This window comes from Mucilaginibacter sp. PAMC 26640, assembly GCA_001596135.1.
In the GTDB taxonomy this organism is placed as follows: domain Bacteria; phylum Bacteroidota; class Bacteroidia; order Sphingobacteriales; family Sphingobacteriaceae; genus Mucilaginibacter.
The window spans coordinates 5,231,245-5,257,031 of record CP014773.1 but is presented as its reverse complement, the minus strand read 5'-3'; the positions used below and the strand labels follow the sequence as shown (position 1 = coordinate 5,257,031).

The window sequence follows — 25,787 nt, the reverse complement described above, 5'->3', positions numbered from 1 at the left end:
AAGTTGCGTATAAAATCGCCATAGCATTCAATCAACATTAGGAAACAAGTTTTCAATTCTGTTAGCCGGGTAATCACCGTTATTTTTGTTAAATGATCAATAAGGATACCCATACCGGGCCATCATTTTCTCTTTCCAACCGTATGGCCAGGGTTATATGGAATTTGATCGCGTTGTTTTTATTTAGGTTTTCACCCAAGCCATTTCATCCCTGGCGTTCGTTCTTGTTGCGCTGCTTTGGTGCCAAGGTGGGTAAAGGCGTACATGTTTATCCCGGGGTGCGAATCTGGGCCCCCTGGAATCTGGATTTGGGTGACGGTTGCGGTATTGGCAGTGGAGCTATCTTGTATTCCCAGGGAAAAATTACCATCGGAAGGCGGGCGGTAATATCGCAGGGAGTCAACCTGTGTGCGGGGACCCATGATTATACACGGGTTGGTTCTCCTTTAATAACCAGACCAATTTATATTGGCGACAGTGCATGGATTGCCGCCGAAGCATTTGTACATCCCGGTGTGCATATTGGCAATGGGTGTGTTATAGGGGCGCGTGCAGTGGTTGTAAGTAATATGCCCGAGTGGATGGTATGTGCGGGGCATCCGTGCAAACCAATCAAGGCGAGGGTAATGGTTGATTAGATTTTGCCAGTAAAATAATGATATCGGTTTTAATACTTACCAGGAACGAAGAACAAGATTTGCCCGGCTGCCTGGAATCGGTGAAGTGGTGCGATGATATCCATGTTTTCGATTCTTTTAGTAGTGATCGTACCATTGAGATTGCCAGCAGCGCGGGAGCCCAAATTACTCAGCGTAGTTTTGACAATTGGTCCGCCCATCAAAATTGGGGTTTAAGCAATATCAAATTTAAGTACAATTGGGTTTTATATATCGATGCAGATGAGCGTGTATCACCATCTTTGCTGGCCGCGTTAAACTCATTTGATACAGATAATAAGCATGCAGCTTATGAAGTACGCCGCAGGGATTTTGCATGGAACGGTAAATGGCTGAAACATGCGCAGGTTTCGCCGTTTTATTTGAGGTTATTCAGGCCGGAAAAAATGCGTTATGAACGTTTGGTGAACCCACTATCGGTGCCGGATGGGTCGACTTCAAAAATTGAGGGTTACCTGGATCACTATCCTTTTAGCAAAGGGTTTAAATTTTGGTTTACAAGGCATTTAGGCTATGCCGATATGGAAGCCCAGATGAGATTGCAGCAAATTGATAAAAGTGAAAGATTTTCGGTGCGAAAAGCCTTATTTAGCACTGATTTTACGCAACGCAGGTATCACCAAAAAGGTATTTTTTACAAGCTACCTGGCAGGCCTTTAGTGAAGTGGTTGTATATGGTGGTTGCGAGAAGAGCTTTTTTGGATGGAGCAACCGGCATTACTTATGCTACAATGCAATCCATCTACGAGTACTTTATTGTACTAAAAACAAAAGAGAGTAAAACTAAATGATACCGGGTGTTTTATAAATAACCGGTATTAGATTCCCTAACTCACTAGTTCTGCCGATGTTAAGATGGATATTAAGTTTTTAATCCTGGCATTTGCTAAAAAGGTGATAAGGTCTTTAGAATTTTCCTCCAAAAATCTCTTATATTTAGATATTATTCTTTGCGATTACTGAAGTTATAAATATTATTAGCCGAAGGTTTAGGATATAAATGGATAAGAAGAAAATACTTTTAATAAGTCATAATTTCTCTCCCGAGCCAATTGGTATTGGTAAGTATAACGGTGAAATGATTAGCTGGCTTGTTAACCGTGGCTATGATTGTACCGTAATTACAACTTTTCCGTATTATCCTTTTTGGAAGGTTCAGGCACCTTATACTAATCGGTGGTATAAAAAAGAAGTCATTTTAAATCCCCGTAATAAAGCAACTTTAACAGTTTACCGGTGCCCATCTTACATCCCAAGTGACCCTACCGGTAAACAGCGCGCAGTGCAAGATTTTTCGTATTGGGTTACCAAGTTTTTTATGGTATTTAAATTCATGGTTGCCCAAACAAAGTTCGATTTGATCATCACTATTGCCCCGCCGTTTCACCTTGCCTACCTTGGCTTGTTTTTGAGGAAAATGAATGGTGGTAAATTACTGTATCATATCCAGGATATGCAAATCGAAGCCGCTCGTGACTTGAAATTGTTTTCGAGGAAACAGGTGTTGGCAGGCCTTTTTAAGGTGGAACACAATATATTAGAAAAAGCAGATTTTGTTAGCAGTATTTCTTATGGAATGATTAATAAGATAAAAGCTAAAGTTGATAGAAAGATCTTTTTTTTTCCTAATTGGGTTGATACAGATTATTATTATCCATTACCCAACCGCAATAAGCTTAAAACAAAGTGGGGCTACAGGGAGGCTGATATCGTATGCTTGTATTCGGGCGCGGTAGGTGTAAAGCAACGGCTTGAACGCATCCTGGTAACGGCGGAAGCCCTAATGGGTCATGACCATATCAAATTTGTTATTTGCTCCTCAGGCCCATATAAAGACCAATTGCATGAGCAGGCCGTCCTCAAGGGTTTGACCAATATTTCATTTCTGCCAGTGCAGGCAAAAGAAGTATTTAACGAACTTTTAAATATGGCAGATATTCACTTGGTTTTGCAAATTGCTGATGCCGGCGACTTGGTGATGCCATCCAAACTGACCACTATTTTAGCAGTGGGGGGCGCCAGTATCATAACAGCAGCCAAAGGTACCTCGTTGTATGATATGGTACATGATTATGATTTTGGCTACGTGGTAGAGCCGCAAGATAAAAATGAGCAAGATTTGCTTACTGGCCAGATTCTGCAAATAAAACTTGATGAACACCTGGAGGCTAAAAGAGAAAATGCCCGCAACTATGCCGTACAATATCTTAACGTTGATAAGGTAATGAATAATTTCGTTGCGGACTTTCTTGGGTAAACTTAGTTCAGACGCACGTCGCTGATGACAGGTTTATGATCTGAGATCTTTTTGTTTAAAACATTATAATTTACAATATCGAAGTCTTTAGTAGTCAGGATATAATCTATTTGAAGTGGGAAACTACTGAAATAAGTTGTTTGAAAACCTGAACCTTTTTCTACAAAGGCATTGTTTAAGCCTTCACCCAGTTCATTTACGGCGTATGAATTAGGGGTATCGTTAAAATCACCGGTTATAATATAAGGATACTGGCATGATTCGATATGTCGTTTTATACGATCAACCTGGTAGCTTCTGGCTATAAACGCTGCTGATACCCTATCTTTTAAATAGAAGGCCTGGGCAAATCCAACTTGTCCGCCAAGTACCCTTTTTTTCTTCTTATCGTTCATAGTTACGGCTGCAAGGTGTAAACTATAAATTCTGATTTTTCTGGTTTTATACAGTATATCCGCATAAATAGCTTTAGTATTCAACATGGAGGAGGTATCTACCGAACCTGCAGCCAAAATTGGGTACTTGGAAAAAACAACATTACCTGTAGAGTCTTGCTTGTCCAGGTAAAATGATTTAAAATAATTGTACCCGAGTTTACTAACGTTTCGCAAACTGGTACTAACTGAATCATGGTTTATTTTAGCTTTTCTAAATTCAACCATTGTAACAATATCCGGCTGATTATCATCTATCACCTTAACAATTTCGTTTTGGATGGGCATATTTAAAAACCTATCAATCCCCTCGAATTTACGCACGTTATATTGGAGTATGCGGATTTCGGATGGAGCGTTTTTTGAACTCTTGGCCTCTGTACCGTTAAAGCTTACATATTTAAAAAAAGTGCCGAATCCCAGTAATATAGCCAAGGCAGAAATTATAGCAAACACGGGTTTGCGGAAGGGCCAGTATAGAATAAACAAAATATTGCCCAATACCAGGTAGATATACAGAAAGCCGAGTAATGATATGAAAACTGAATCCCTCGGATCAACACTGGGGGAAAGATAGCTTAGCAATAAAAATAAAGCTGCAATAATATTTAATCCCAAAACAATTTTATCAAAAAGGGACAACTTCCTTTGTTTATTTTTTGTGCTCATGAAAGGCTGAAATCATTTTCTTAGTATTTGTTAAAAGTAGCTGTTTAGGCTTGTTTTAGAAAGTGCGATGGGTGTTTTTATTTAAATGTGGTAATAATAATTGATAAATAGTATCATAGTCATATTAATTGATCCAACAATTTATCTTTATTTCTGATAAATGTGTTTTAATATTTATGTTTACGGTAGCAAAAATGAGAAACTGGGCTAAGCGAAATTACTATAAACTAAGCAACCTAAGCCGGATCAAAATTGGTAAGCGGGTAGAGTTTGATATGCATAACCGCTTCGAAGGCCTTAATGCTTTAGGGAACGATGCTATTTTTACCAGCTCACTGTTGGGCTTAGGTTCTTACATTGGCGACAGATCAACGATTAACAAAACCTCCATTGGCAGGTTTTCCTCTATAGGCAGCAATGTATCAACCGGTATCGGCACGCATCCATCAAAACAATTTGTAGCCAGCCACCCTGCTTTTTTTTCTGCTGAAAAACATGCAGGCTTTTCTTTTGTGGGCGAAACAATTTTTGCTGAGCACATTTTTATCGGTGCCGAAAAGAAACACGTAGTTTTAATTGGCAACGATGTTTGGATCGGAAACAATTGCATCATCATGGACGGCGTAACGGTAGGTGATGGCGCCATTATTGCCGCCGGCGCAGTGGTAACCAAAGATGTTGCACCTTATAGTATAGTTGGTGGCCTGCCGGCAAAAGCCATACGTCTTCGTTTTACTCCAGAGCAAGCCGCCAAGCTTTTAGCAATCAAATGGTGGAACTGGGATGTCGAAACGATAAAAGCGAAGAGCTATCTTTTTACTGATATTGAAAAATTTATAGCATCCGCAAATACGGTTACTACTTAAAGTATAAATAGCGGTGCATAAAAACGTCGCTACAAATTAAAATTTTATTCGAATGAAATTTAAAAACTTCGACTCCAATTATTTTTTAACCCTATTATTTTTATTGCTGTCGGCCAATGCCAACGTGCTTTCCAGTAGTACAGTTGGCTTTGTTTTAGTGATCTCATTGATGGTAATTGTAGCTATTGTACGTAAAGCGATCAATAAAGAAGAGGTAAACAGGCTGCTTATCTTTTCGGGAGTCTTTGTGGCTTATATCCTGGTACGGTTCTACTTTATCAATGATTTGGCAACTGATTATTTGTTAAGCGATTTTACTTTTTTATTTAAGTATATCCTGGTAAGCTTCTTGTTTTGCTTATTGTTGGGTGATAAGTTACTGGCTAATGTTGTAAAGGTTGTTACACACTTAACCCTGCTATCGTTTGTTTTTTTTGCAGTGCAATTGTTGGCCGGCGAGTTTATGGCCAAGACGTTCTCGAGCATTAATTTCCCAACCGGGAATGATGTGCCGGGGTACCATAATGTGTTTCTGTTTACTTATACCCAGGGGTTTCATGATTTTGCTAACGCAGGCTTTGTTTGGGAACCGGGCGCATTTGGCTGTTTTTTGGTCATTACACTGATGTTCCATTTATTTTTAAACAAGTTTAAATTTGATTCGACAGCCATTACCCTGATCATTGGTAATATCACCACCTTTGCCACTACCAATTACCTTGGATTGATGGTGCTGTTTTTTTTAGCCTATCGTTACCGCATCCCTAAAATTAATATCTATTTGCTGATGTTTATACCTACGGTAATATTGGCATTTATATTTATACCCTTTTTGGGAGATAAAATTGTTGACACCTATAAGGAGGATATGCGCGATCTTAACCACCTTAAGGTACTCGAAAAATGGTATCACCATAACCGGATGCAAATACCCCTTAACAGGTTTTCGAGCATGTGGTTCATCCTGGATTCTTTCGGTTCCAAACTGATCATGGGGGTCAGCAATAAGTATAATGATGTATTAAACAGGTCCTATACCGTCAACATATCAAACGGGGTGTTTGATTTTGTGGCTAAATTTGGTTTTATAGGACTCATCTATCTTATTTACAGATATGCAAGGTTTTGTTTTGCTTTTGTGCTGAGATGGGAAAACGTGGTGTATTGCGTAGTGATTTTATTGATTTTAAGTTTTGGCGAGCCTATACTTTTTCTGCCTATCGTGATGATATTTTTGTTTCTTAAGCGTGTTCAGAAGCCATTGAATGCACCTGGGCGCGAACGGCCGAACGATTCCCCTCCAGCTGCTTACAAACGTGCTGTAGCCTAGCCAGGTTTGCGCTGAAGCATTAAAACGCGTTATCGTCTCCCTTAAGGCTGTTCCACACGGTTAAGAAAATGATCTTAAGATCAAACAGGAACGACCAATTTTCTAAATACCATACATCGGCCTCAACACGCTGTAGCATTGCCTCAGTGGTGCGCGTTTCGCCCCGCAGCCCGGTAACCTGCGCCCAGCCGGTAATGCCCGGCTTTAAAAAATGCCTTACCATAAACCTGTCTATCAGCTGGGAGTATTGTAAGGTATGGCTTAACATATGTGGCCTGGGGCCTACCACGGACATATTGCCCCTCAATACATTAAAAAATTGTGGTAACTCGTCTATACTTGTTCGGCGCATAAATGCACCAAGTTTAGTAATTCGGCGATCGTTTCTTACCGCTTGCTTGCTATCACTGTCATCATTAACGCGCATACTCCGAAACTTATAGCACCAAAACGGATGGTTGTCCTTTCCTGATCTGAGTTGTTTAAATAATACCGGTCCTTTAGATTCTAATTTAATTAACAGCGCAAGAACAGGAAATGCCCAGCTAAAGAAGAATATTATAACAAACATTGAAAAGAAGATATCAAAAATTCTTTTTACAAATCTGTTCAGCATATTTTCTAATGGTTCAGATCGCACAGAAATAACAGGAATATGTCCGAAGCTTTGGATGAGTACAGGTTTAATGCCGAAATTATAATACTCTGGTATTATCCGGAATCGAATAAGATTCTTTTCTGCGTCGGACAATAATTTTTCTATTTTTTGTGTTTCCGACACAGGCAACGCACAAAATAATTCATCTATTTTGTTTTCTAATACATATGCGATACAATGGTCAATAGGCCCCAGATATAAATCATTCTGCTTTATTTTTTGATGATCATCATCAAAAAAGCCTACCAGTTTGTACCCTCTGTCGGGATTGCCGATAAAAAACTTTTGAAGATCGATACTGATCCTTCCGCTGCCTACGATAATCACACTTCTCGCGTCGAACAGTTTTGCACGGGTGCTTTTCCTGATACTCAGGAATATCAGTTTCCATATCCATAAAAAAGCGCCGATAAGGAGGCACGCATATATTAAATAAGTGTAAGTAATGGAGTAGGCTTTTATACCAATTACCACTACGATGATGGTTATTAGTGTCAGAAAAATAATGTAGGTTTTAATTACCTTCCTGAAGGTATTTATTGAATCCTTATTCAGTACTTCATCATACAGCCGCGTGAGATTGGCCGATAGCAGCCAGGTAAGATTAAATATTAAAACTATAGGCAGGTAGTTTCTATTGGGCGGCCACAACACACTGGTTTCGTACGTCGTTAAACAATAGGCAGTGATCATGGCAAGGTTTAACACCAGGTAATCAACAGCCAGATTGATGGTTTTAACAAATGTAGCGTAGCGATGAACCATTAAAAACAATTAAGTGACTTAAATGGAGCTAATATAGCCATTTCTTCAATTTCACCATTGATGTTTCCCTATAAACACTTACCCGGTTTTAAGAGGTGCGTTATGAATAGGTAAGAAGACTATCTTAACTAATTAACTTGTATATTCCCCCTGCCGACAAAATCATTTATGGTCGGCATATTAATTAAAATTAAAAAATTTTAATATTGAGGGCGTAAATATACAATTTTAGTAAAAAATAACGGCAGTTTAAGCCTTTATTTTGTGGTTTGATAATTACAGTTATTGAATATCAATATTGCATTAAGTCAAATAGGGGGAAATTTGTAGCTTACGCAATTTATATTTAAGCAATTCTACCGCCGGGAATCTACTAATCAGAAAGCATTTTTATCGCCTACCATCGTCTTCCAAAATGTAAGAAAGATGATTTTCAGATCAAGAAGCAAACTCCAATTTTCTATGTACCAGATATCATAGTTAACTCTGGCCTTCATCATGGAGGAATCACTTGTTTCCCCTCTAAATCCATTAACCTGCGCCCATCCGGTGATACCAGGTTTTATGGAGTGTCGAACCAGGTAATTATCAATAATTTCTTTGGATTCTAAATTTAAGGGTGTAGGGTGGGGGCGCGGGCCCACTACAGACATGCTCCCCAAGAATACGTTGATAAATTGAGGGAATTCATCAAGGCTCGTTTTTCGCAAAAATGCACCAACTTTAGTGATCCTCGAATCATTCCTTTTGGCTTGCTGATATTTGCTGTTTTTTTGATCGGCATCTGCTGTTTGCACCACCATTGATCTAAACTTGTAGCATTTAATCTTGGCATTCTTTTTACCCCATCGCTCCTGCACAAAAAATACCGGCCCCTTTGATGTGAGTTTAATAGCAATAGCAATTATGGGAAACAGCCAGGAGCAAACAAGTACTAAAACAAAAAAGCTAAATATAATATCAAATACACGTTTTATGGAACGCAAATGGATTTCGTCCAACGGCTCATGGCGGAGCGTTATCATTGGGAAACCATTAAAGATGCTTACATTATATTGCGAATTTATCAATTCGTGGTACGCAGGGATTATTCGCAACTTAATTGTGTTTCTGCCAACTAAATTTGCAATATGCTTGATTTTATTATGTGCATTATTCGGCAGAGCAACCACAATCTCATCTAACTCTAGTGTATTATTGATAATAAATTCATCTATCTTATCGGTGCCACCTAAATAGTTACCATTTAAATGCGGTTTGTGTTGATCGTCCAAAAAGCCGATAATCTCGTAGCCCAGGTGAGTGTTTTTGCTGATGATGTCTGAAAATTCTGTTCCGGTGCGGCCTGCCCCAACTATTAATATGCGTTTCACATTGACTCCTTTTTTCTGCAAAAAGAGCATCGTGCGCTTATATATAAGCTTTTCTAAAGGGATTAGAATACTTAAAAGTATAATGTAAAACAATAAAAAGCGCTTACTATTGTAGGTTTGATGAGATGTAAAAAAGAACAGGATTACCAGGCAAAACTGTATAAATATGCTATTTGCCGTTTTATAAAGATTAGCAGTAAATGTTTTATTGTTAAGATCATCTGAAGATTTTGTTGACCTTGAAGAGAAATACCAACCTATAATTAGTAACGGCAGCATCCATACGTTTATCAAAAAGAAATTTCTATGATAAAATTTTGTAAGTATAATAAATGCAAGTACAAAACTGATGGTTAGCAATATCACTTCATTTACGAAACGAAAAAAGTTAAACCGGTATTTATATCTTAACTCCATATAAAATACAAATAGATAAGTGTGTGATAACCAAACAAAATTAAATTATGCTAATGTTAGCCAACTGCGTTAGGGATTACTAATATCGGAATAATTTTCGCCAATCATTAATAATAACGCAATTTTAACCTTTAGTTAAATACCTACTGGGGAACGATGATTTGGGATAAATTAACTTAATACCCAATTTAATTACTGCTTTTAAGAAAATCTGCATAGGCTAAAGCTATGCCGTTCTCCAGGCTGGTTTTATACACCCAGCCCAAACTGCGTAGTTTACTTACATCCATTAACTTCCGCGGCGTGCCATCTGGTTTGGTGTGGTCAAATAAAATTTCGCCTTGATATCCAACTACGTTTTTAATCAATAAAGCCAAATCTTTTATCGATATATCTTCGCCGGTGCCTATGTTAATTAAGCCGGTTTCGTCATGATTTTGCATTAGGTAGTAACAGGCTTCGGCAAGATCTTCCGCAAATAAAAACTCTCTTTTTGGTGTGCCTGTGCCCCATATGGTTACCGATGGCGACTGTTGTAATTTGGCCTCATGGAACCTTCTGATCAATGCTGGCAACACATGCGAGTTCTGCGGGTGATAGTTATCGTTATAGCCATATAAGTTTGTTGGCATAACTGAAACAAAATTGCAGCCATATTGAGCAACGTAGGCATCACACATTTTGATGCCCGCAATTTTTGCAATAGCGTAGGGCTCATTGGTGGGTTCGAGCAAGCCGGTGAGCAGGTATTCTTCCTTTAGCGGCTGTGGGGCCATTTTTGGATAAATACAGCTTGACCCCAAAAACATGAGCTTTTTAACCTCATACAGATAGGATGAATGGATTACGTTGTTTTGTATTTGTAAATTCTCATATAAGAAATCAGCACGATAGGTGTTGTTAGCCATGATACCACCAACTTTGGCAGCTGCCAAAAACACATATTCAGGCTTTTCCGACTCAAAAAAATCTGCTACCTGCTGCTGGTTACGCAGATCTAACTCAGCAGAGGTCCGCGTTACCAGGTTGGTGAATCCCTCTTTTTTTAATTGCTGTAAAATTGCAGATCCAACCATGCCCCGATGGCCGGCAACGTAAACCTTGTCTGTTTTTTCCATTCGTATAAATTATTCGAATTGATTTTTGATCTTGTACCCAGAGTCTTTAAGCAATTTCTCGCGCTGGAAAAGTTCAACATCAGCAGCAACCATTTCCTCAATCAGCGCTTTCAAATCATATTTAGGCTTCCAACCCAATTTTTCGTTAGATTTGGTAGGGTCGCCAATTAATAATTCCACCTCTGTTGGTCTGAAATATGCGGAGTCAACACATACAACTTCAGCGCCTGTTTCTAACTGAAATTCCGGATTGTTACATTTTACTACAAATCCCTTTTCGTTTTCGCCGGTTCCCTTAAATTCTACCTCAACGCCAACTTCGCCAAACGCCAACCGAACAAATTCGCGTACAGTTGTGGTTACGCCGGTAGCAATTACAAAATCTTCTGCTACGTCCTGCTGCAAAATAAGATACATTGCTTCTACGTAATCTTTAGCATGTCCCCAGTCGCGCTGTGCATCTAAATTCCCTAAAAACATTTTATCCTGCAGTTTCATCGCTATTTTGGCTACGGCACGGGTAATTTTGCGGGTAACAAAGGTTTCACCCCTTAACGGGCTTTCGTGGTTGAACAATATGCCGTTACAGGCGAACATGTTATAAGCTTCGCGATAATTTACGGTGATCCAGTAGGCATATAGTTTAGCTACAGCATAAGGCGACCGTGGGTAAAACGGAGTGGTTTCTGATTGTGGAACCGCCTGCACCAAACCGTATAACTCTGACGTTGACGCCTGGTATATCTTTGTTTTTTTGGTGAGGTTTAAAAGCCTTACCGCCTCCAGTATTCTTAGCGTACCAATACCATCAGCGTTGGCTGTATACTCGGGGGTATCAAAACTCACTTTTACGTGAGACATAGCCCCCAGATTATAGATCTCATCTGGCTGTACCTGCTGTATAATGCGGATCAGGTTGGTTGAATCGGATAAATCGCCGTAGTGGAGTACAAAACGCTGATCTTCATCATGTGGGTCATGATAGATATGATCTATACGATCAGTATTAAATAAAGAACTACGGCGTTTAATACCATGTACTTCGTATCCTTTAGATAATAATAAGTCAGCTAAATAAGCTCCGTCCTGTCCTGTGATACCAGTTACTAAGGCGATTTTTTTCGTCATAAGGTTTTATTATTAAATTTCAAATATAATATAATTTATGCTTTTGCAATGAAAATTATGCAAATAATAGGCTGTTTTGTTTTGAATAAATATTGCATAGCGTTAAATTAATCAATAAGTTTCACAACCACAGCATTTGAAATGACCAGGGGGGGACTAAGCATTTTTACGCTGATATATCATCAAGGCCAAAGAAATTGCTCCGTACACCAGTAACCCCTGTATCGGCCACAAACAGAGACCCGCTCAGGGGGTACTGGGCTAATTCTTCGCTTGTCATTTCGCAACTGGCTGTTGTTATAAACAGTTTATCCAGTTTTTCACCCCCAAATGCGCAAGAGGTTACCTTTGGGGCCGGTACCATAACCTTCTGCAAAAGCTGGCCGGTTTCCGGGTTGTACTGCGCTACGCAAAACCCGTCCCATAACGCAATCCATAGCTTACCATTCGCGTCAATCGTCATTCCGTCGGGATAGCCATCTTCCGGCGGCACCTTAATAATAATTTGCGGATTGCTTATTGCACCCGTATGATAGTCAAAATCATATTTAATAACCTGGCTCGTAGGCGTATCTATATGATACATATAATTACCACAAACAGACCAGGCGATGCCGTTTGAAATTGTCAGGTTGTTTAATTTTTCCGTTATGGTGAAGTTGGGGGTAACACAGTACAATTTATTGCTGCCGGTTCCCTGGCCTTTTGTTAACGACCCTACCCAAAATCTGCCTTGCCCGTCGCACTTGCCATCGTTAAACCTTTTGTTTTCTTCGTGCAGGGGCCAACTTAATTGGTAGGCGATAGTTCCGTCTGTTAAATTTAAAAAGGCTAGTCCGTCTTCAAGTGCCAGTAGAACGGTGTTGCTGTTTACAGGTACCACCGTACCAACCGTTTTTTGTACGTTATATACCTTGTTTTTGTTGCGGCCGACGTCGTAAATATTAAATGTGCAGCCTTCGATATCAACCCAGTAGAGTTTGTTTTCTACGTGATCCCAAATAGCGCCCTCGCCTAGTAAGGCGTTGGTTTGATATAAAAGGGTTGCATTCATATTTAAATTAATATAATATGAGTTTTATTATGATAGGTTTATTTTTTTACAAAAATATAAATGATTCTGACATTTTATATCTAAAATTACAATCATAAATCTTTTTTATTAACATGATAAAATCCGAAAAAATCAGGGTATTGCATATTTCGCAGGTGCAAGGCGGAATAGAAACTTATATTGAACAAATCATCAATAATATCGACCAGTCTCGTTTTGAAATTATGCTTGCCTGCCCTGCGCAACGGGAGTCAATTATAAAAATGGTGAACAGGTATAAGGTGCCTTATATTAATCTTGAAATAAAAATAGAGATCTCACCTTTGGGAGATTTGAAGAGTATTTATGATACAGTAAAGTTAGTAAAGCGCCTTAAGCCAGACATTATCCATGCACACAGTTCCAAAGCTGGCATGACGACCAGGCTCGCAGCAATGTTTTTTAAGCCTAAAGTTTTGTATACTCCTAATGCTTATGCATACCTGGGGCAAAAAGGACTTAAGCGCAAAATACTGCTATGGATAGAAAGAATGGCTATTCCGTTTACTGATTTTTTACTTGCAGCGTCCGAATCAGAAGCGCGGCGATCGAAAATTGATGTAGGTTTTCCGGATAAGAAAGTTGTTGTTTACCCCAACAGTATCGAGATATTACCACAGAATGAAATTCAGGAGCTTCCGCCCAAAGCGTTTAAAATGATCACAATGGTTGGGCGCCTGGTTGACCAAAAAAACCCGATGATGTTTTTAAGGGTTTGCAAAATAGTTACCGGTTTACGTGATGATATACGTTTTCAAATAGTAGGGGCGGGTTTTGATGATAAATGGAAAGACGAACTCGAGCGATACATTGCCGAGAACCATTTGGAAAATAAAGTAAGCATCCTTTCCTGGAAATCCCGGCCGGAATTATTGCAGACGATCAGAGAAACTAATGTGTTTGTGATGACGTCAAATTTTGAGTCATTCGGGTATGTGATAGCAGAGGCGCAAATGCTGGAGGTGCCTGTAGTGGCAACTGATGTAGATGGATTAAACGAAATCATCCGTAATGATGTGACAGGCTATCTGATCGGGGTGGATGATGATGCGTTGATGGCCGAAAAAATATTATCGGTAATTGACAACAAAGAGAAAACCCGAACGATGGTAAAATTGGGTAGGGAACGTGTTAGCCAGTTGTTTGATATTAAAAAGAATATTAAAATTTTGGAACAATTCTATACAGAACATAGTTTGTAAACTTAAAAGTGGTACATGCATGAAAAAGTATAAATCTTATTTACTTATAACGATGACCCTGTTTGTTTTATGGGCCGTCAATTTGTTTTGCCACCTCGCACCTTCAGATCCGGGTCCCATCAATATATCCGTAGATTGTGCAAATCCAAGGGTATCTGCCGCAAAATCAATGATCGGATTTTTGCTTTCAGCCAATGCCCAGCAACCTTCAGATGATTTGATAGAGCCGTTGCACCCCAGGTATTGGCGGCTAAGTTCTCGCAATCCCAGGGTACTTTCCAGGGTGAAATCATTTGGTGCGAAGCCTATTTTTTTAGTAAGTGATATTTTCAAATACGGAAGTGCTGCCGATGGTTTCAGGAAAACACCTTCGCTTTTACCGCGGCAATGGAAAGATACGGTAGCCAGTGTAATGAAACAGCATAGGGTAGAACGGGTGGCGGCTATTTACGATATCTGGAATGAGCCCAACGGTAAACAGTTTTGGCATGGTTCTGAGGCGGATTTTTTTTCCACCTTTAAATCCGGATATGATCAAATACGAGCATCTGCCAACGGAAGCAAGGCCCAGATATCCGGACCATCAATTTCTAATTTCGACATCTATTTTATTGAAAAGTTTCTGGATTACTGTTTGGCCAATAAAATTACATTAGACATCCTCAGCTGGCACGAATTTAAGGGCGGTGATGATATCCCAAAAGTTGCAGACGATATATTGCTGGTGAAATCGCGGTTTGTTAATAACCCTAAATATGCAGCATTGCACATTAAATCGGTTCAGATAAATGAAATCATCCCCCAATCGGATCAATTTGCGCCGGGTAGTATTTTAGCCTACTTTGTATATCTGGAAAAGGGAGGGGCTGATGGTGCCTGCAAGGCTTGTTGGGTGGAATCGGGCGGAAAAAGTAATTGTTTTAACAATTCATTAGATGGCCTGGTTGATGCAGATTCCAAGCAACCGCGCGCGGCGTGGTGGGCTTATAAATTTTATAACGAAAGCTTAACTAACCGTTTAAAATATTCATCAAATAACAGCCATGTGGTTTGCTTTGCAAATTATCAAACCAGTAAGATACAGGTGCTTCTGGGGTATTATGGCAATAAAAACAGCGTGGCCGCCAATACCAGTGTCAATGTAAGTTTAAACAGCGTAAATTCCCTGGCTTCATTTGCCGGTAAAGATGTGGTAAACATTTCTGTATTAGATATCCCCGACACTGGCGAAGAGGTGCTTGGCACGCCTAAAACCTCTTACCAAACTACCGCAAAGGTAGTTAACGGAACCGTTAGCTTTGCGGTTCCTGCAATTTACCTTCGCGGCGCCTGTGTGGTTAATGTGAATTAGGCCAGTAGCTTAATTAGTAAATAATTTCAGGATTTTATCGCTGAAGGTTTTAGGCGAAAACCGTTCCTCATTAGGGAAATCTATAAACTTAGGTTTAGTTTTTAAAGTGTTTATTAATAAGTTCGCCAGTGCCTGGTTATCGTTAGGGTTGTACATAATACCATTATGCCCATTTGTAATGGTTTCATTTACTCCCGTTACTTTTGCAGCTATTGTAAACAGTCCGCATAGTGCACTTTCTATTAATACAACCGGTGACCCTTCGGAGGACTCTATAACCTTGTCAAATCCTTCAAAATCGCACGCTTCTTTATCAATTGTTGGGAAAATGAAATAGTCGCAATTTTTCATCCACTCGAGCACATTGTCTCTCCAGCCTATCCAGTAAACGTACTCATCCAGTCCATTTTCGTGGCAGTATGCTACAAGGTGATCCCTGAATTTTTCTTCGGCTTCGTTTTTCGCGTTGCCTAATAAAAATAGAACGGGCATTTGCTCCGGAGTAAAGGCATCTTTAACAGCCTTCATTGCATACACTAAATGGTGTACGCCTTTATGTGGCCTTATCAGGCCTGCGTAAAGTAGCTTGATTCGGTCAGCTTGGTTTGGTTTTAGCAGCGTGCTTATTTCGGCCTTCACCGCATCGGCGTTAATTGAGCCATACTGCGAGAAATCTATCCCGTAGTTAAGGACCATCTTTTTAGGCGATGGGGGCAGGCTTTCCAAAACATCTGTGCTAGGGCACATCAAATGATCTGTAAAGGTTAAATATATCAGTTTGGCTAAAATAGGCCTCAGCTTGTTTTTTCCCTGCAGGTAGCAAATCTTTTTTCCTTTAAAAAACATGCATAAATACAGCATCATTACGGCTCCACGCGGGTCGCAGAAGTACATACTGTCGAACTTTCCCTTTTTCAATATTTTAAAGCACTGGGAGTAAAACGGTAACAGCCCCTTGAAAACCGAATTGAAAAAGTTTGAAGGTTTAAACCAACGGTCTGAATTGCCGTATTGCTTCAGATTGTCGCTAGTGTTAACTGTTAAAATTTCATCTACATATGGCCCGAACATTTGGTGATGAATTTGATTAGGGTCATCTGCCAGCAACAGGGTGATGGTAAAACCATCAGCTTTTAAAGCTTTACAGAAATTTAATGATACGCGCTGGGCACCAGAAAAGAAAGGATAGGATTCAAATACTAAGATCTTTTTTGATTGCATACTTTTTAGTGACTTTTTTTAAGGTAAAGGTTTAGCCCCAATTTCCTGGCGGCCTTTTTTAGGTTGATTTTTAATATACTCACGAAACAATCAACAGAGCCCTGCAAAGGACTTACCCCGGCTGTTGAAACAACCGCTTTTTTTATTTCGTAAAACATTTTTGCCTGGTTGCTCACGCCGCCTTCAGTAACGTCAATAGTTATATTGTTGTAAAATAAGGCGTTCAGTTTTTCCCTTGGCCTAAGCAATAGTTCATAGTCTCCAACTATTTTATAACTAGTATCGTATTTGCCATATTTCTCATACAATTTTTTTGATTGTAATGATCCGGGATGTGCTATTGTATTAAACCTGCGGAAGGAATTCCAATTCCATGGCCAGCCAAACACTCTGATGTTTTTTTGCTCTGCCGAAATTATTTGATTCTTTGATGAAATATAAAGTACATCTTCGGTTTGATTCAATTTAATAAAATCAGCATAGCTGCTAAGTGCATCGGGACGTAGATAATCGTCGGCGCCAACAAACATAATCCAGCTGCCCGTTGCTAAACTTAAGCCTTTGTTCCAGGCATCGTAAATTCCTTGATCCGGTTCGCTTATCCATTTAGTAATAACATCCAGGTTACTTTTAATTATGCTGGTTGTGCTATCAGTAGAATTTCCATCAATAACAATATATTCAAAATCAGTATAAGTTTGTTGCTTTAAACAATCGATACTTTTCTTAAGAAAGTGCTCCGAATTAAAAGTTGCAGTGATTATTGAGAATAATGGCATGTCTTGCGCTGATGTTTTAAAGCTTAACAAAATCGTTTAAGCTTATTCTACTAAAAACTTCCAATTTACCTCCAACGGTACAATTGTATACAAATCTCCCGCTGGCCTCAAAGTTCTCCTTTGCCAAGTTGTATCCAAACTCACTTGTAGGTAAATCCGGTAACTGCCACTTTACGCCGCCGGCGAAATAGCGTGGATCAAAATGTGAATTATCTTTTTCCGTAGACGTGACAACTTTATTTGCTGATCCACTTTCTGCAAAATTATGATCACACCCTATAACGGCTACGTGTTTGAATCCCATATGAAAAGCTAATTGTAAAGCCACATTTGTAACTGTTGCTCCCTGCCATATGCTCATTGAAACATCTCGAGCAAACTTAACTTGATGACTTGAATGTAGAAAAGTCACATCTTTACCTTTTGTTATAACTTTTGATGCATCTGAATCTAAATATAATGGGATCGAAGTTTCTTCATAAAAACTTTTATTTTGCTCAATCACTAATGGATTCACCGACACAATAGCATTTGGCCTAAAATCTTCCCGATCAAATAATAAATTGATTTTGTTAAGCCCAAATGTGTAGACCCCTTCCAACAACGAAAAGTCGGTTTGAAGTAAACTTGGACCATTGCAAACAATCACGGCTTTTTCACCCAAATGACTGTTTTTTATTTTTTTCAGCCTTTTTCTGGAGCTCCATGATAGAGGGTTTAGATCCCATTTCAATCTATTAGCGATTAAAAATGCTGATTGCTTATAAACATTAATAGAACTGTTGTTCTGTAGTATTGGATGTTCTTGTTCTGTCATGATGGTAAGGTTGTTACAACGTAATATTGCCGTTTGTCAATAAAATAATATTCTGTGTTAAGGGTAATTATAACTATAAAAAACAAGTAGGCGTAGTTGATCAAGTAAAGACCACCGAGAGACTCGCTAAAACCTGCCATTATATTATAAATCAAAAAAATAATAAAAGCGGAGGCTGTGATAGGTTTGTAGCGCCATAATTTACTTGCTCTGTTAAAAGATTGAAAAAGCAAGGCAACATATATTATCAGGCCCAAATATCCTTCGTCAAATAAGATCGAGAACACCGTGCTATGAGGACTTTTCATATTGGCGTTTTTCCATCCGCCAAATAGGTAGGCCCACCTTAAAGAAGCACCCGAAGCGAAGTGTCCTGTAGAACCCCAGCCAACCAGATGTATGGGTTCAAAAGATTCGAATTTTTTTAAGGCAATTTCCCAAATTGTAAAGCGAGTATTTCCCGTAGCAATATCATTATTGTGCCTTGATAAAGCAGAACTCAGCGCTGAATCACTAGCCAAGAGTGGGAGCAAATAGACAAATACCAACGGCCCTACGACCACTAAAAAAGATATAAATTTCACATTTATATTTATATCAAATTTATATAAAATGAAAATGACAAGTGATATCAGAATAGGATATATCAACGCGGCCCGCGAATCAACGAAGAGTAAGCTGAGCAACATCATACCACAAACGGCAAGCATAATAATTTTGCCTTTTTTGTATGTCAACAGATACCAGAATGACAGGCATAATACACCACCTATGTAGCTTGAGTATTCGTTCAATCCGCTGGCCAGCGGAAAAATTACGCGTCGAACTGAAAATCCCAACGACGAAAACATTACTGCCATACCGCGCTCATCTTCTGCAAGTACCTGAACTGTAGGGTTTATATTTAATAGATACATCAGCAAATTGATCAATGCAAATAAAAAGTACGGGAGGAGAATAAAATTTGTGATAAATTTATTGCTATCGCTTGGGGCATTCGATAAATAATTAATACTTAAACTTGAAAAGAAAATGAAGCATAGCACAACCAGCAGAAGTATGAATATCGCTGATTGAAGTTCTATTTTGGGATCATTATTACGCAACCACGCAATAATTAGTATGATAAAATATGATACTAATAGTGCATTAATCTTTGCAATTCTTTTTAGACTAATTGATGGTAGTTTTAAATATTTAAATATAAACACGCAAAGCATTACGGCTGTAATTACCTTTAGAACCGGACTCGGAAAATTTGTTGATAGTAATAGTAAAAGAATTGCTATAGACCTATAAATCATATGATTGAACTTATCTCTTGCTTAAAAATATTATCACTATATAAATGACATTACAACCCAGGGGAATCAATGATGTAGTGCGCTCAAAAGCCCAAAATGTAACATTTAAGGACCTATATGAATACTTTGCCGCATACCATGCATAAAATCCAAGATAGCCTACGAGCATGCCTACAGGAATTGCATATATCCCAACGTATCGGATCAATATCAAACTGGACACAATATACAATAATCCTGAGACCCCATCGGCGATATGCGAAATGATATGATTAGTAGATAGATAAACCTGCATATGCATTGCTCCAAAACGGTGAACGAAAAAGGCAATACCTAACAGCATCCAAAGTTTTTGATCAACAAATTCTACATGGCTATGAATTGCCTGTAATAGTGGATTAATAAATATACCAACTCCAATAAACCCAACAAGAAATACCATGTGACTTAGAAACATCCCCCTTTTTACCGTTTCAGTAAGTTTAGCAATGTCGTTTTTAACCCTTAACATTGCTAGCAACGGGATTTTGCTGTAAAATGGAGCCATTGAAATATCCCTTACTTGATTGATGATCCGCAAAGCGAGCAAGTACGAGGCAACCCCTGCTGTAGTTCCTACCTGGGCATAAATTAAGCCTGTTAAATTTGTAAGCCCAACCGACATAAATCCTGAAATTCCACTTCGCCAAGCTGGCTGCCATATTTTATTAAAAATTTGCTTATTGAAGGGTAACCTGGCAGATACTTGGCTATATATATCGTCTTCTACGGTTTTGCACAAGTACCAATCGCGTATGGTGACTACTAACACCCAAAACTGATTTACTATAACTAAGTTGAGTAACGAAGGCGCAACATACAGCACTATTATACTGGTTAATATGCTGCCCACAGATGTAAATGTTTCTATACGGCGCACTAAGGCTATCTTAAATAAACCCTCGAGGAAGTTCATGTAGATTTTTCCGTAAAATCCAATACACGATACGATTAGTACAATTGCCCAACTGACCCAGGCCTGCTGCGTGTTTGAACTATCGGCTACGGGCTTAATCATTGACCATGTACCGAACAAAAGCATCAATATGAATACAACAGCTGTTAGCCAAACGTATATACCATTTTGAGTTGAGATAATATTATTTAACAATGGTAGGTTGGGGCGGTCGTCGGCTGTTGTATCTGTATTCTTGGTTGATTTAAATGTATCAATATCTTTAGCACCGCTGAATGCGTAAGAGATTATTCGGGAAAACGTTTGCCTAAAACCAAAGTCTGCAATGCTTTGGAGTGTAATTATGGTAGAAAAGAGGTACCATAGCACAACATCGCCTGAAGAGAATTGCTTTAACACAAGCGGAAGCACGCCAAATAACGTAAGAGCTTTTGTTGAGTAGCTCATCCATGTCATAAGGGTAGGCGAATTCCAGGCTTTTTTGAACATTTTAATCGTTAATTGATTAGATAACAGGCGGAGCGTTAATTTGAACCGGGATTAATCCAAATCTTTAAGTACGTTACTGATCCCACCGTCGATATTTAAATTAGCCCCGTTGATGAAGCCCAGTTTATCTTCGGCAAGCAGGAGTGCCAGTTGCGAAACTTCCTGCGGTTTGCCTATGCGCTGGCTGGGGTGTAGTTCGTTCAGCATTTGTACTTTGGCTTCGTTATTATCAAAGCCGTCTCTCAGCATCTGTGTATCTATTGCCGCCGGACTGATGGCATTTACCCTTACGCGGCCCTGCAGATCTACCGATAGGGCCTTGGTGAGCCCAACAAGCGCGCTTTTGGAGCTGGCATACGATACAAACCGTTTTTTGGTAAGCTGGTGGTGTATGCTCGCTATGTTGATGATAGAGCCTTTAGAGGCCTCTAAACGGTTTAGAAAGTACTGGCTCAGCATCAACGGGCCTGTTAAATTTACGTTGAGCGTTTGGGTCCAGTCCTGTAAGCGAACTTCGGCCAGGCTGCTTAAAATCTGCACTGCCGCATTGTTGATCAATACAAACAGTTCGGGGATCTCTCTGTCGAAAGTTTCTTCCGCCTCTTGTTTGTAGGCAGGGTCTGAGCAGTATTTGTGTAAATCAAACCTGAAGAATTTATTGCAGTAAGGCGATTTTTCGTCTCTTACATCAAATCCGATCACGTTGTAGTTGTTCTCTGCAAAAGTTTGGGCAATCTGGGTGCCAATGCCGCCCAGAACGCCCGTTATAACAACTGTTTTTTTGTTTTCCACCTTATTTGATATTTAGGTAGCCAAACAATATTTCAATGGCGCGCAAACTGGCCCTGATCACGGCTTCTTTGGTATTTGAGCCATTGTGTGTGCCAAAAATGCACTGGTCAAACTGGCGCAGCGGACTATCAGCCGGCAGCGGTTCAACCTCAAACACATCTAAACCGGCCGATTTAACTTTACCGCTTTGCAATGCAGCAATTAAGGCGCTTTCATCTATCAGCCCACCGCGGGATACGTTGATAATGATCACACCATCTTTCATCTGGCTGATGCTGGTTTGGTTGATTAAATGATAGCTGGAAGGGGTTAATGCGCAGGTGATCACCACAAAATCGGCATCCTGCAATTTTTCGGGGAATGGCACAATTGTGTCAACACCGGCTTCTGCTGCAGTTAACCTGGTAAACGGGTCATACGCGTTGATGATCACATCGAATGCTTTCAGCCTTTTTGCGGTGGCGAGGCCAATATCGCCCAGGCCAACCAGCGCAACGGTTTTGCCTGTCAGGCTCATGCCGGCAGGTTTTATCCAGTTGCCGGCGCGTACTTCCCTATCAACCTTGTAGCTTTCGCGTGCCAGGCCCGTAAAGTAGGCGAGGGCCATATCTGCTACCTCGTTGCCAAACATCCGTGGTGTATTTGCAATTGGGATGCCCAGCTTTTCGCAAGCTTTAAAATCTACGTTATCTACGCCAACGCCCCATTTCACGGCGGCTACCAGCTTACCAGCTTTGCCGGCGGTAAATACTTTTTCGGTAGCGGGGTCATCGCCAATTATCCAGGCATCAACGGTAGGGACCAGTTCAATCAGCTCCTCTTCTGTTAATACCTGTACTACGTTTGGCGTAACCAGCTCTATTCCTTTTTCTTCAAAATGATGCCTTAACTGGTCAATCGCCCTAAGCATTGGCGGGCATGTTACTAAAACCTTCATCATTGAATATTATTTAATTGTTTGTAAAGTAATTCGGCCATGATAAAATTAAGCTCCACATCGATATCCTGCGCTTCCTCTTCCATCATTTCAAACAGAAAGGGCCTGTCGCCGATACGGTTGTGCTTTTTAGCTAAGATCTCTTTTGTAAAAAGGTACATGCAGGAGTTCTCCTCAAAAATAGGGGGGAGGTCCTGAGTGCGGAGCAGGATATTTGGGTTGTGGTTAATTGGCCTGGCAAGGCTATCCCAATACCTTACATTTTTACGCGTTACCGAGAAGAGGGAATCATACATCGGGTAGACTTCAAAAAACTTCTTAATTCCTGCAGCCACTGTTTTTGCGGAGAGAATTGGGTTGGTGCTATGCGTTTGCAGATAAAATTCGGAAGGCACCTGGTTGATGGAATTCATCAGCACATCATTCATGGGGATGCTGCCATCTCTCAGATGTTCCGGGCGCTCTAGTACAATTACGTCCGGGAAAGCTTCTTTTGTTTGCTCGATAACGATCGGGCTATCGGTATCTATAATTACCTTATCAATTAGTTCGCACTCCAGCAAGGTGCCAACAACATGATGAAAAAGCGGCTTGCCGGCAAAATCCCGGTAATTTTTGCCCGGTACCCGTTCGCTGGAATGGCGCATAGGTACAATGGCAACAAGTTTATATTTATCTGTCATTTTTTTATTTGTAATAGGTAATTAGGATCAGTACGGATAGTGCGGTTAACTGGCGTGGTTGCCCTTTAAATACACAATCTTTTCGGCATTTTCTCTTTCTTCTATGGTGCTTTTACGCAGGCCATTGGGGTAATAAAAACGCTGCCTCAAACGCGTATTCACTTCCCCTTGCTTAAATCCTTTGTACGTTCCCCAAAACTGCATGTATCTGAAGCGTACTATTTCCGAAATGTTTTTGAGCAGCACACCATCATGCCTGGCATGTACCATATCGCTAAAAGTGTTTGCCAGGTACAATCTTGCAAAATCAAGCAAGCTCATCCGTTGCTTCGGGAAGATCCTTTTCAGTGCTATAGCTTCGCGCATATAGCGGTTTTTTATTTTGGAAATCGATTCTTCGTGAACATGAACGATAGGGGCATCGGCTTCGTAAGCAATAACAAAGCCTTTCTGCTCAATTTTCCTGGCCCAGTCCAAATCTTCCAATCCGGTGAGGGTTTCGTCGTATGGTTGGTTTAACCATAGCTCTTTTCTCACAACGGCATTGGCATTGTTACAAAACGGATGATCCTGACTATAGTTAGAATCATCCGGGAACCACTTCTTGAAAATTTGACTTTCCGAATATTTGGTAATTTCGTTGCCTATCTGTTTGCCGTAAACCAATGCAACGCTTTTATTATCAAACGGCTGAACCATTTTTTTTATCCAATCGGTATAAACCGGGTAAACATGGGCGCTTGCAAATAATAAATACTTACCGGTTGCCATTTCGCATCCCCTGTTTAGCGCACGGCCAAAGGAAAATTCCTCCGGTTTGATTGAAACTACTTTGGCACCGTGCTCTAAAGCTATTTTAACCGTATCATCTGTAGAGCCGGAATCAACTAGTATTACCTCGGTTTCAGGGTATAAAGTTTGTTTCTTTATGCCTTCTAATAAGCGGCCAATGTGCCGCTCTTCATTAAAAGATCTGATAACCAGGCTGCAAGTGTAATTCATGGCCAACTGTTTAATGATTTATTTTACAGGGTTTATTCGCCGGCAGTGTGTTGTTTTATTTTCCTATCGTATACACTTTAAATCCAATATCCAACAGCTTCTTTCTGTCAACTACGTTCCGCCCGTCAAATACAAAAGCCGGTTTGGTCATGTTCTGATAGATCTTCTCCCAATCATAGGCTTTAAATTCGTCCCATTCGGTCATGATCGCTATGGCGTGAGCGTCTTTGCAGTTTTCATACGGATCGGTTAACACGGTAACCAGTTCCGCGTTTTTAGCTTCGCTGCGTGTGTGGAGATAGTTAAGATCACCCTGGATCTGTTTTTCAGATACTTTTGGATCGTATACAGAAATTTTGGCCTCTTCGTTTAAAAGATCATCAGCAACAAATATGGCAGGAGATTCCCTGGTATCGTTTGTGTCCTTTTTAAATGCCCAACCCAGGAACGCGATTTTCTTACCGGATACGGTGTTGTAAAGCGTTTTTACGATCTTATTACCGAAACGACGTTTCTGATGATCGTTCATGATGATCACCTGCTCCCAGTAATCAGCAACTTGTTGTAAGCCATAAGAGCGGGCAATATAAACCAGGTTAAGAATGTCTTTCTGAAAGCATGAGCCACCGAAACCTACAGAAGCATTTAAAAATTTAGGGCCAATGCGGCTATCGGTACCGATAGAGCGGGCAACTTCGGATATATCTGCACCGGTATGCTCGCATAGTTCAGAAAGGGCGTTTATCGAAGATACTCTTTGCGCCAAAAATGCATTAGCAGTAAGTTTGGATAATTCTGAGGACCATAGGTTAGTAGTAAGGATTCGCTCGCGCGGCACCCAGTTAGCATAAATATCCACCAGTGCTTGTACAGCCGCCTGGCCATCATCGGTAGGGTCGCCACCAATTAAGATCCTGTCTGGCGCGTGCAAATCTTCTATTGCGGTACCCTCTGCTAAAAATTCCGGGTTAGATAGTATTTGAAATTGAACGCCATTACCGGTGTTTTGCAGAATGCTTTTTACAGCCTCGGCGGTCCTAACGGGAAGGGTTGATTTTTCAACGATGATCTTGTCTGTTTTTGATACCCTTGCAATTTGGCGTGCACAAAGTTCTATGTACTTTAAATCTGCAGCCATACCCTTGCCTGTTCCATAGGTTTTTGTCGGGGTATTTACGGATATAAATATCATTTCCGCTTCGGCAATAGCTTCATCAACATTGGTAGAGAAAAATAAATTTCTACCACGTGCTTCTGCAACTACTTCCGGTAATCCAGGCTCATAAACCGGGATGTTATTGGTATCTTCATCGTTCCAGGCATCAATGCGTGCCTGGTTAAGGTCAACAACTGTAACCTTGATGCCAGGGCATTTTTGTGCAATTACTGACATTGTAGGGCCACCCACGTAACCCGCACCGATACAACAAATTTTAGTGATGATTTTGCTCATTATACTGACTTTAGAAA

23 protein-coding genes are annotated in these 25,787 nt (G+C 40.1%); 7 read left to right on the top strand and 16 right to left on the bottom strand.

Going from position 1 to position 25,787, the window contains the following annotated elements; translation table 11 throughout:
- The first annotated feature begins 92 nt into the window (after positions 1–92).
- From A0256_22775 to A0256_22765, 3 genes are all read left to right on the top strand, one after another.
- Positions 93–638, top strand: coding sequence for an acetyltransferase (locus A0256_22775; GenBank protein AMR34068.1), 546 nt, complete (start codon positions 93–95; stop codon positions 636–638).
- Between the two features lie 17 nt (positions 639–655).
- Positions 656–1,468 carry a glycosyl transferase family 2 gene (locus tag A0256_22770; GenBank protein ID AMR34067.1) on the top strand — a complete coding sequence of 271 codons (813 nt, stop codon included), beginning with the start codon at positions 656–658 and terminating at the stop codon, positions 1,466–1,468.
- A 209-nt stretch (positions 1,469–1,677) separates the two neighbouring features.
- The gene (locus tag A0256_22765; GenBank protein ID AMR34066.1) at positions 1,678–2,934 is read left to right on the top strand and encodes a glycosyltransferase WbuB; all 1,257 of its coding nucleotides are present in this window, start codon (positions 1,678–1,680) and stop codon (positions 2,932–2,934) included.
- Between the two features lie 2 nt (positions 2,935–2,936).
- On the opposite strand, the gene A0256_22760 is transcribed toward A0256_22765, so the two are convergent.
- Positions 2,937–4,037 (bottom strand): hypothetical protein, encoded by a 1,101-nt coding sequence (locus A0256_22760; GenBank protein ID AMR34065.1) that lies wholly within the window; start codon positions 4,035–4,037, stop codon positions 2,937–2,939.
- A gap of 356 nt (positions 4,038–4,393) precedes the next feature.
- On the opposite strand from A0256_22760, the gene A0256_22755 reads away from it, so the two are divergent.
- Together A0256_22755 and A0256_22750 are read left to right on the top strand one after the other, a co-directional pair.
- On the top strand, positions 4,394–4,903 hold the full coding sequence (locus A0256_22755) for a hypothetical protein (protein AMR34654.1): 510 nt from the start codon (positions 4,394–4,396) through the stop codon (positions 4,901–4,903).
- A 52-nt stretch (positions 4,904–4,955) separates the two neighbouring features.
- Positions 4,956–6,233: a hypothetical protein gene (locus A0256_22750; GenBank protein ID AMR34064.1), complete on the top strand. Its 1,278-nt coding sequence runs from the start codon at positions 4,956–4,958 to the stop codon at positions 6,231–6,233.
- A gap of 19 nt (positions 6,234–6,252) precedes the next feature.
- Here the strand turns inward: A0256_22750 and A0256_22745 are convergent, their stop codons facing one another.
- The 5 genes from A0256_22745 to A0256_22725 all read right to left on the bottom strand — a co-directional run bounded on the left by A0256_22745 (position 6,253) and on the right by A0256_22725 (position 12,746).
- Positions 6,253–7,656, bottom strand: coding sequence for an undecaprenyl-phosphate glucose phosphotransferase (locus tag A0256_22745; protein AMR34063.1), 1,404 nt, complete (start codon positions 7,654–7,656; stop codon positions 6,253–6,255).
- Positions 7,657–8,033: 377 nt separating this feature from the next.
- Positions 8,034–9,446 (bottom strand): hypothetical protein, encoded by a 1,413-nt coding sequence (locus A0256_22740; protein ID AMR34062.1) that lies wholly within the window; start codon positions 9,444–9,446, stop codon positions 8,034–8,036.
- A 188-nt stretch (positions 9,447–9,634) separates the two neighbouring features.
- A complete protein-coding gene (locus A0256_22735) occupies positions 9,635–10,564 on the bottom strand; it encodes a GDP-fucose synthetase (protein ID AMR34061.1) in 930 nt (309 codons plus the stop codon).
- A gap of 9 nt (positions 10,565–10,573) precedes the next feature.
- Positions 10,574–11,692, bottom strand: coding sequence for a GDP-mannose 4,6-dehydratase (locus A0256_22730; protein ID AMR34060.1), 1,119 nt, complete (start codon positions 11,690–11,692; stop codon positions 10,574–10,576).
- A gap of 166 nt (positions 11,693–11,858) precedes the next feature.
- On the bottom strand, positions 11,859–12,746 hold the full coding sequence (locus A0256_22725) for a hypothetical protein (GenBank protein AMR34059.1): 888 nt from the start codon (positions 12,744–12,746) through the stop codon (positions 11,859–11,861).
- A 113-nt stretch (positions 12,747–12,859) separates the two neighbouring features.
- Between A0256_22725 and A0256_22720 the strand changes: the two genes are divergently transcribed.
- A complete protein-coding gene (locus A0256_22720; protein AMR34058.1) occupies positions 12,860–13,987 on the top strand; it encodes a hypothetical protein in 1,128 nt (375 codons plus the stop codon).
- Between the two features lie 19 nt (positions 13,988–14,006).
- Positions 14,007–15,338: a hypothetical protein gene (locus tag A0256_22715; protein ID AMR34057.1), complete on the top strand. Its 1,332-nt coding sequence runs from the start codon at positions 14,007–14,009 to the stop codon at positions 15,336–15,338.
- A 9-nt stretch (positions 15,339–15,347) separates the two neighbouring features.
- Here the strand turns inward: A0256_22715 and A0256_22710 are convergent, their stop codons facing one another.
- The 10 genes from A0256_22710 to A0256_22665 form a co-directional block, all read right to left on the bottom strand.
- On the bottom strand, positions 15,348–16,559 hold the full coding sequence (locus A0256_22710; protein AMR34056.1) for a hypothetical protein: 1,212 nt from the start codon (positions 16,557–16,559) through the stop codon (positions 15,348–15,350).
- A 5-nt stretch (positions 16,560–16,564) separates the two neighbouring features.
- A complete protein-coding gene (locus tag A0256_22705; protein ID AMR34055.1) occupies positions 16,565–17,368 on the bottom strand; it encodes a hypothetical protein in 804 nt (267 codons plus the stop codon).
- Complete coding sequence (locus A0256_22700) at positions 17,355–18,155, bottom strand: hypothetical protein (protein ID AMR34054.1); 801 nt, start codon at positions 18,153–18,155, stop codon at positions 17,355–17,357. The genes A0256_22705 and A0256_22700 overlap by 14 nt, the downstream gene beginning before the upstream one ends.
- Positions 18,152–19,261, bottom strand: a complete 1,110-nt coding sequence (locus A0256_22695) for a hypothetical protein (protein AMR34053.1) — start codon at positions 19,259–19,261, stop codon at positions 18,152–18,154. The genes A0256_22700 and A0256_22695 overlap by 4 nt, the downstream gene beginning before the upstream one ends.
- A gap of 208 nt (positions 19,262–19,469) precedes the next feature.
- The gene (locus A0256_22690) at positions 19,470–20,903 is read right to left on the bottom strand and encodes a hypothetical protein (protein AMR34052.1); all 1,434 of its coding nucleotides are present in this window, start codon (positions 20,901–20,903) and stop codon (positions 19,470–19,472) included.
- Positions 20,904–20,954: 51 nt separating this feature from the next.
- Positions 20,955–21,695 carry a hypothetical protein gene (locus tag A0256_22685; protein AMR34051.1) on the bottom strand — a complete coding sequence of 247 codons (741 nt, stop codon included), beginning with the start codon at positions 21,693–21,695 and terminating at the stop codon, positions 20,955–20,957.
- Position 21,696: 1 nt separating this feature from the next.
- Positions 21,697–22,632: a phosphoglycerate dehydrogenase gene (locus A0256_22680; protein ID AMR34050.1), complete on the bottom strand. Its 936-nt coding sequence runs from the start codon at positions 22,630–22,632 to the stop codon at positions 21,697–21,699.
- Complete coding sequence (locus tag A0256_22675) at positions 22,632–23,315, bottom strand: acylneuraminate cytidylyltransferase (GenBank protein AMR34049.1); 684 nt, start codon at positions 23,313–23,315, stop codon at positions 22,632–22,634. Before A0256_22675 ends, A0256_22680 begins: the two co-directional genes overlap by 1 nt.
- 45 nt (positions 23,316–23,360) lie before the next feature.
- Positions 23,361–24,317, bottom strand: coding sequence for a family 2 glycosyl transferase (locus tag A0256_22670; GenBank protein ID AMR34048.1), 957 nt, complete (start codon positions 24,315–24,317; stop codon positions 23,361–23,363).
- Positions 24,318–24,372: 55 nt separating this feature from the next.
- Entirely contained in the window at positions 24,373–25,770 is a 1,398-nt protein-coding gene (locus A0256_22665) for a UDP-glucose 6-dehydrogenase (GenBank protein AMR34047.1), read from the bottom strand.
- Positions 25,771–25,787: the final 17 nt, after the last annotated feature.

Coding starts and splice junctions, on each gene's coding strand:
- A0256_22775 (AMR34068.1), top strand. CDS start 93: ATGATCAATAAGGATACCCATACCGGGCCATCATTTTCTCTTTCCAAC.
- A0256_22770 (AMR34067.1), top strand. CDS start 656: ATGATATCGGTTTTAATACTTACCAGGAACGAAGAACAAGATTTGCCC.
- A0256_22765 (AMR34066.1), top strand. CDS start 1,678: ATGGATAAGAAGAAAATACTTTTAATAAGTCATAATTTCTCTCCCGAG.
- A0256_22760 (AMR34065.1), bottom strand. CDS start 4,037: ATGAGCACAAAAAATAAACAAAGGAAGTTGTCCCTTTTTGATAAAATT.
- A0256_22750 (AMR34064.1), top strand. CDS start 4,956: ATGAAATTTAAAAACTTCGACTCCAATTATTTTTTAACCCTATTATTT.
- A0256_22745 (AMR34063.1), bottom strand. CDS start 7,656: ATGGTTCATCGCTACGCTACATTTGTTAAAACCATCAATCTGGCTGTT.
- A0256_22740 (AMR34062.1), bottom strand. CDS start 9,446: ATGGAGTTAAGATATAAATACCGGTTTAACTTTTTTCGTTTCGTAAAT.
- A0256_22735 (AMR34061.1), bottom strand. CDS start 10,564: ATGGAAAAAACAGACAAGGTTTACGTTGCCGGCCATCGGGGCATGGTT.
- A0256_22730 (AMR34060.1), bottom strand. CDS start 11,692: ATGACGAAAAAAATCGCCTTAGTAACTGGTATCACAGGACAGGACGGA.
- A0256_22725 (AMR34059.1), bottom strand. CDS start 12,746: ATGAATGCAACCCTTTTATATCAAACCAACGCCTTACTAGGCGAGGGC.
- A0256_22720 (AMR34058.1), top strand. CDS start 12,860: ATGATAAAATCCGAAAAAATCAGGGTATTGCATATTTCGCAGGTGCAA.
- A0256_22715 (AMR34057.1), top strand. CDS start 14,007: ATGAAAAAGTATAAATCTTATTTACTTATAACGATGACCCTGTTTGTT.
- A0256_22710 (AMR34056.1), bottom strand. CDS start 16,559: ATGCAATCAAAAAAGATCTTAGTATTTGAATCCTATCCTTTCTTTTCT.
- A0256_22700 (AMR34054.1), bottom strand. CDS start 18,155: ATGACAGAACAAGAACATCCAATACTACAGAACAACAGTTCTATTAAT.
- A0256_22690 (AMR34052.1), bottom strand. CDS start 20,903: ATGTTCAAAAAAGCCTGGAATTCGCCTACCCTTATGACATGGATGAGC.
- A0256_22680 (AMR34050.1), bottom strand. CDS start 22,632: ATGAAGGTTTTAGTAACATGCCCGCCAATGCTTAGGGCGATTGACCAG.
- A0256_22675 (AMR34049.1), bottom strand. CDS start 23,315: ATGACAGATAAATATAAACTTGTTGCCATTGTACCTATGCGCCATTCC.
- A0256_22670 (AMR34048.1), bottom strand. CDS start 24,317: ATGAATTACACTTGCAGCCTGGTTATCAGATCTTTTAATGAAGAGCGG.
- A0256_22665 (AMR34047.1), bottom strand. CDS start 25,770: ATGAGCAAAATCATCACTAAAATTTGTTGTATCGGTGCGGGTTACGTG.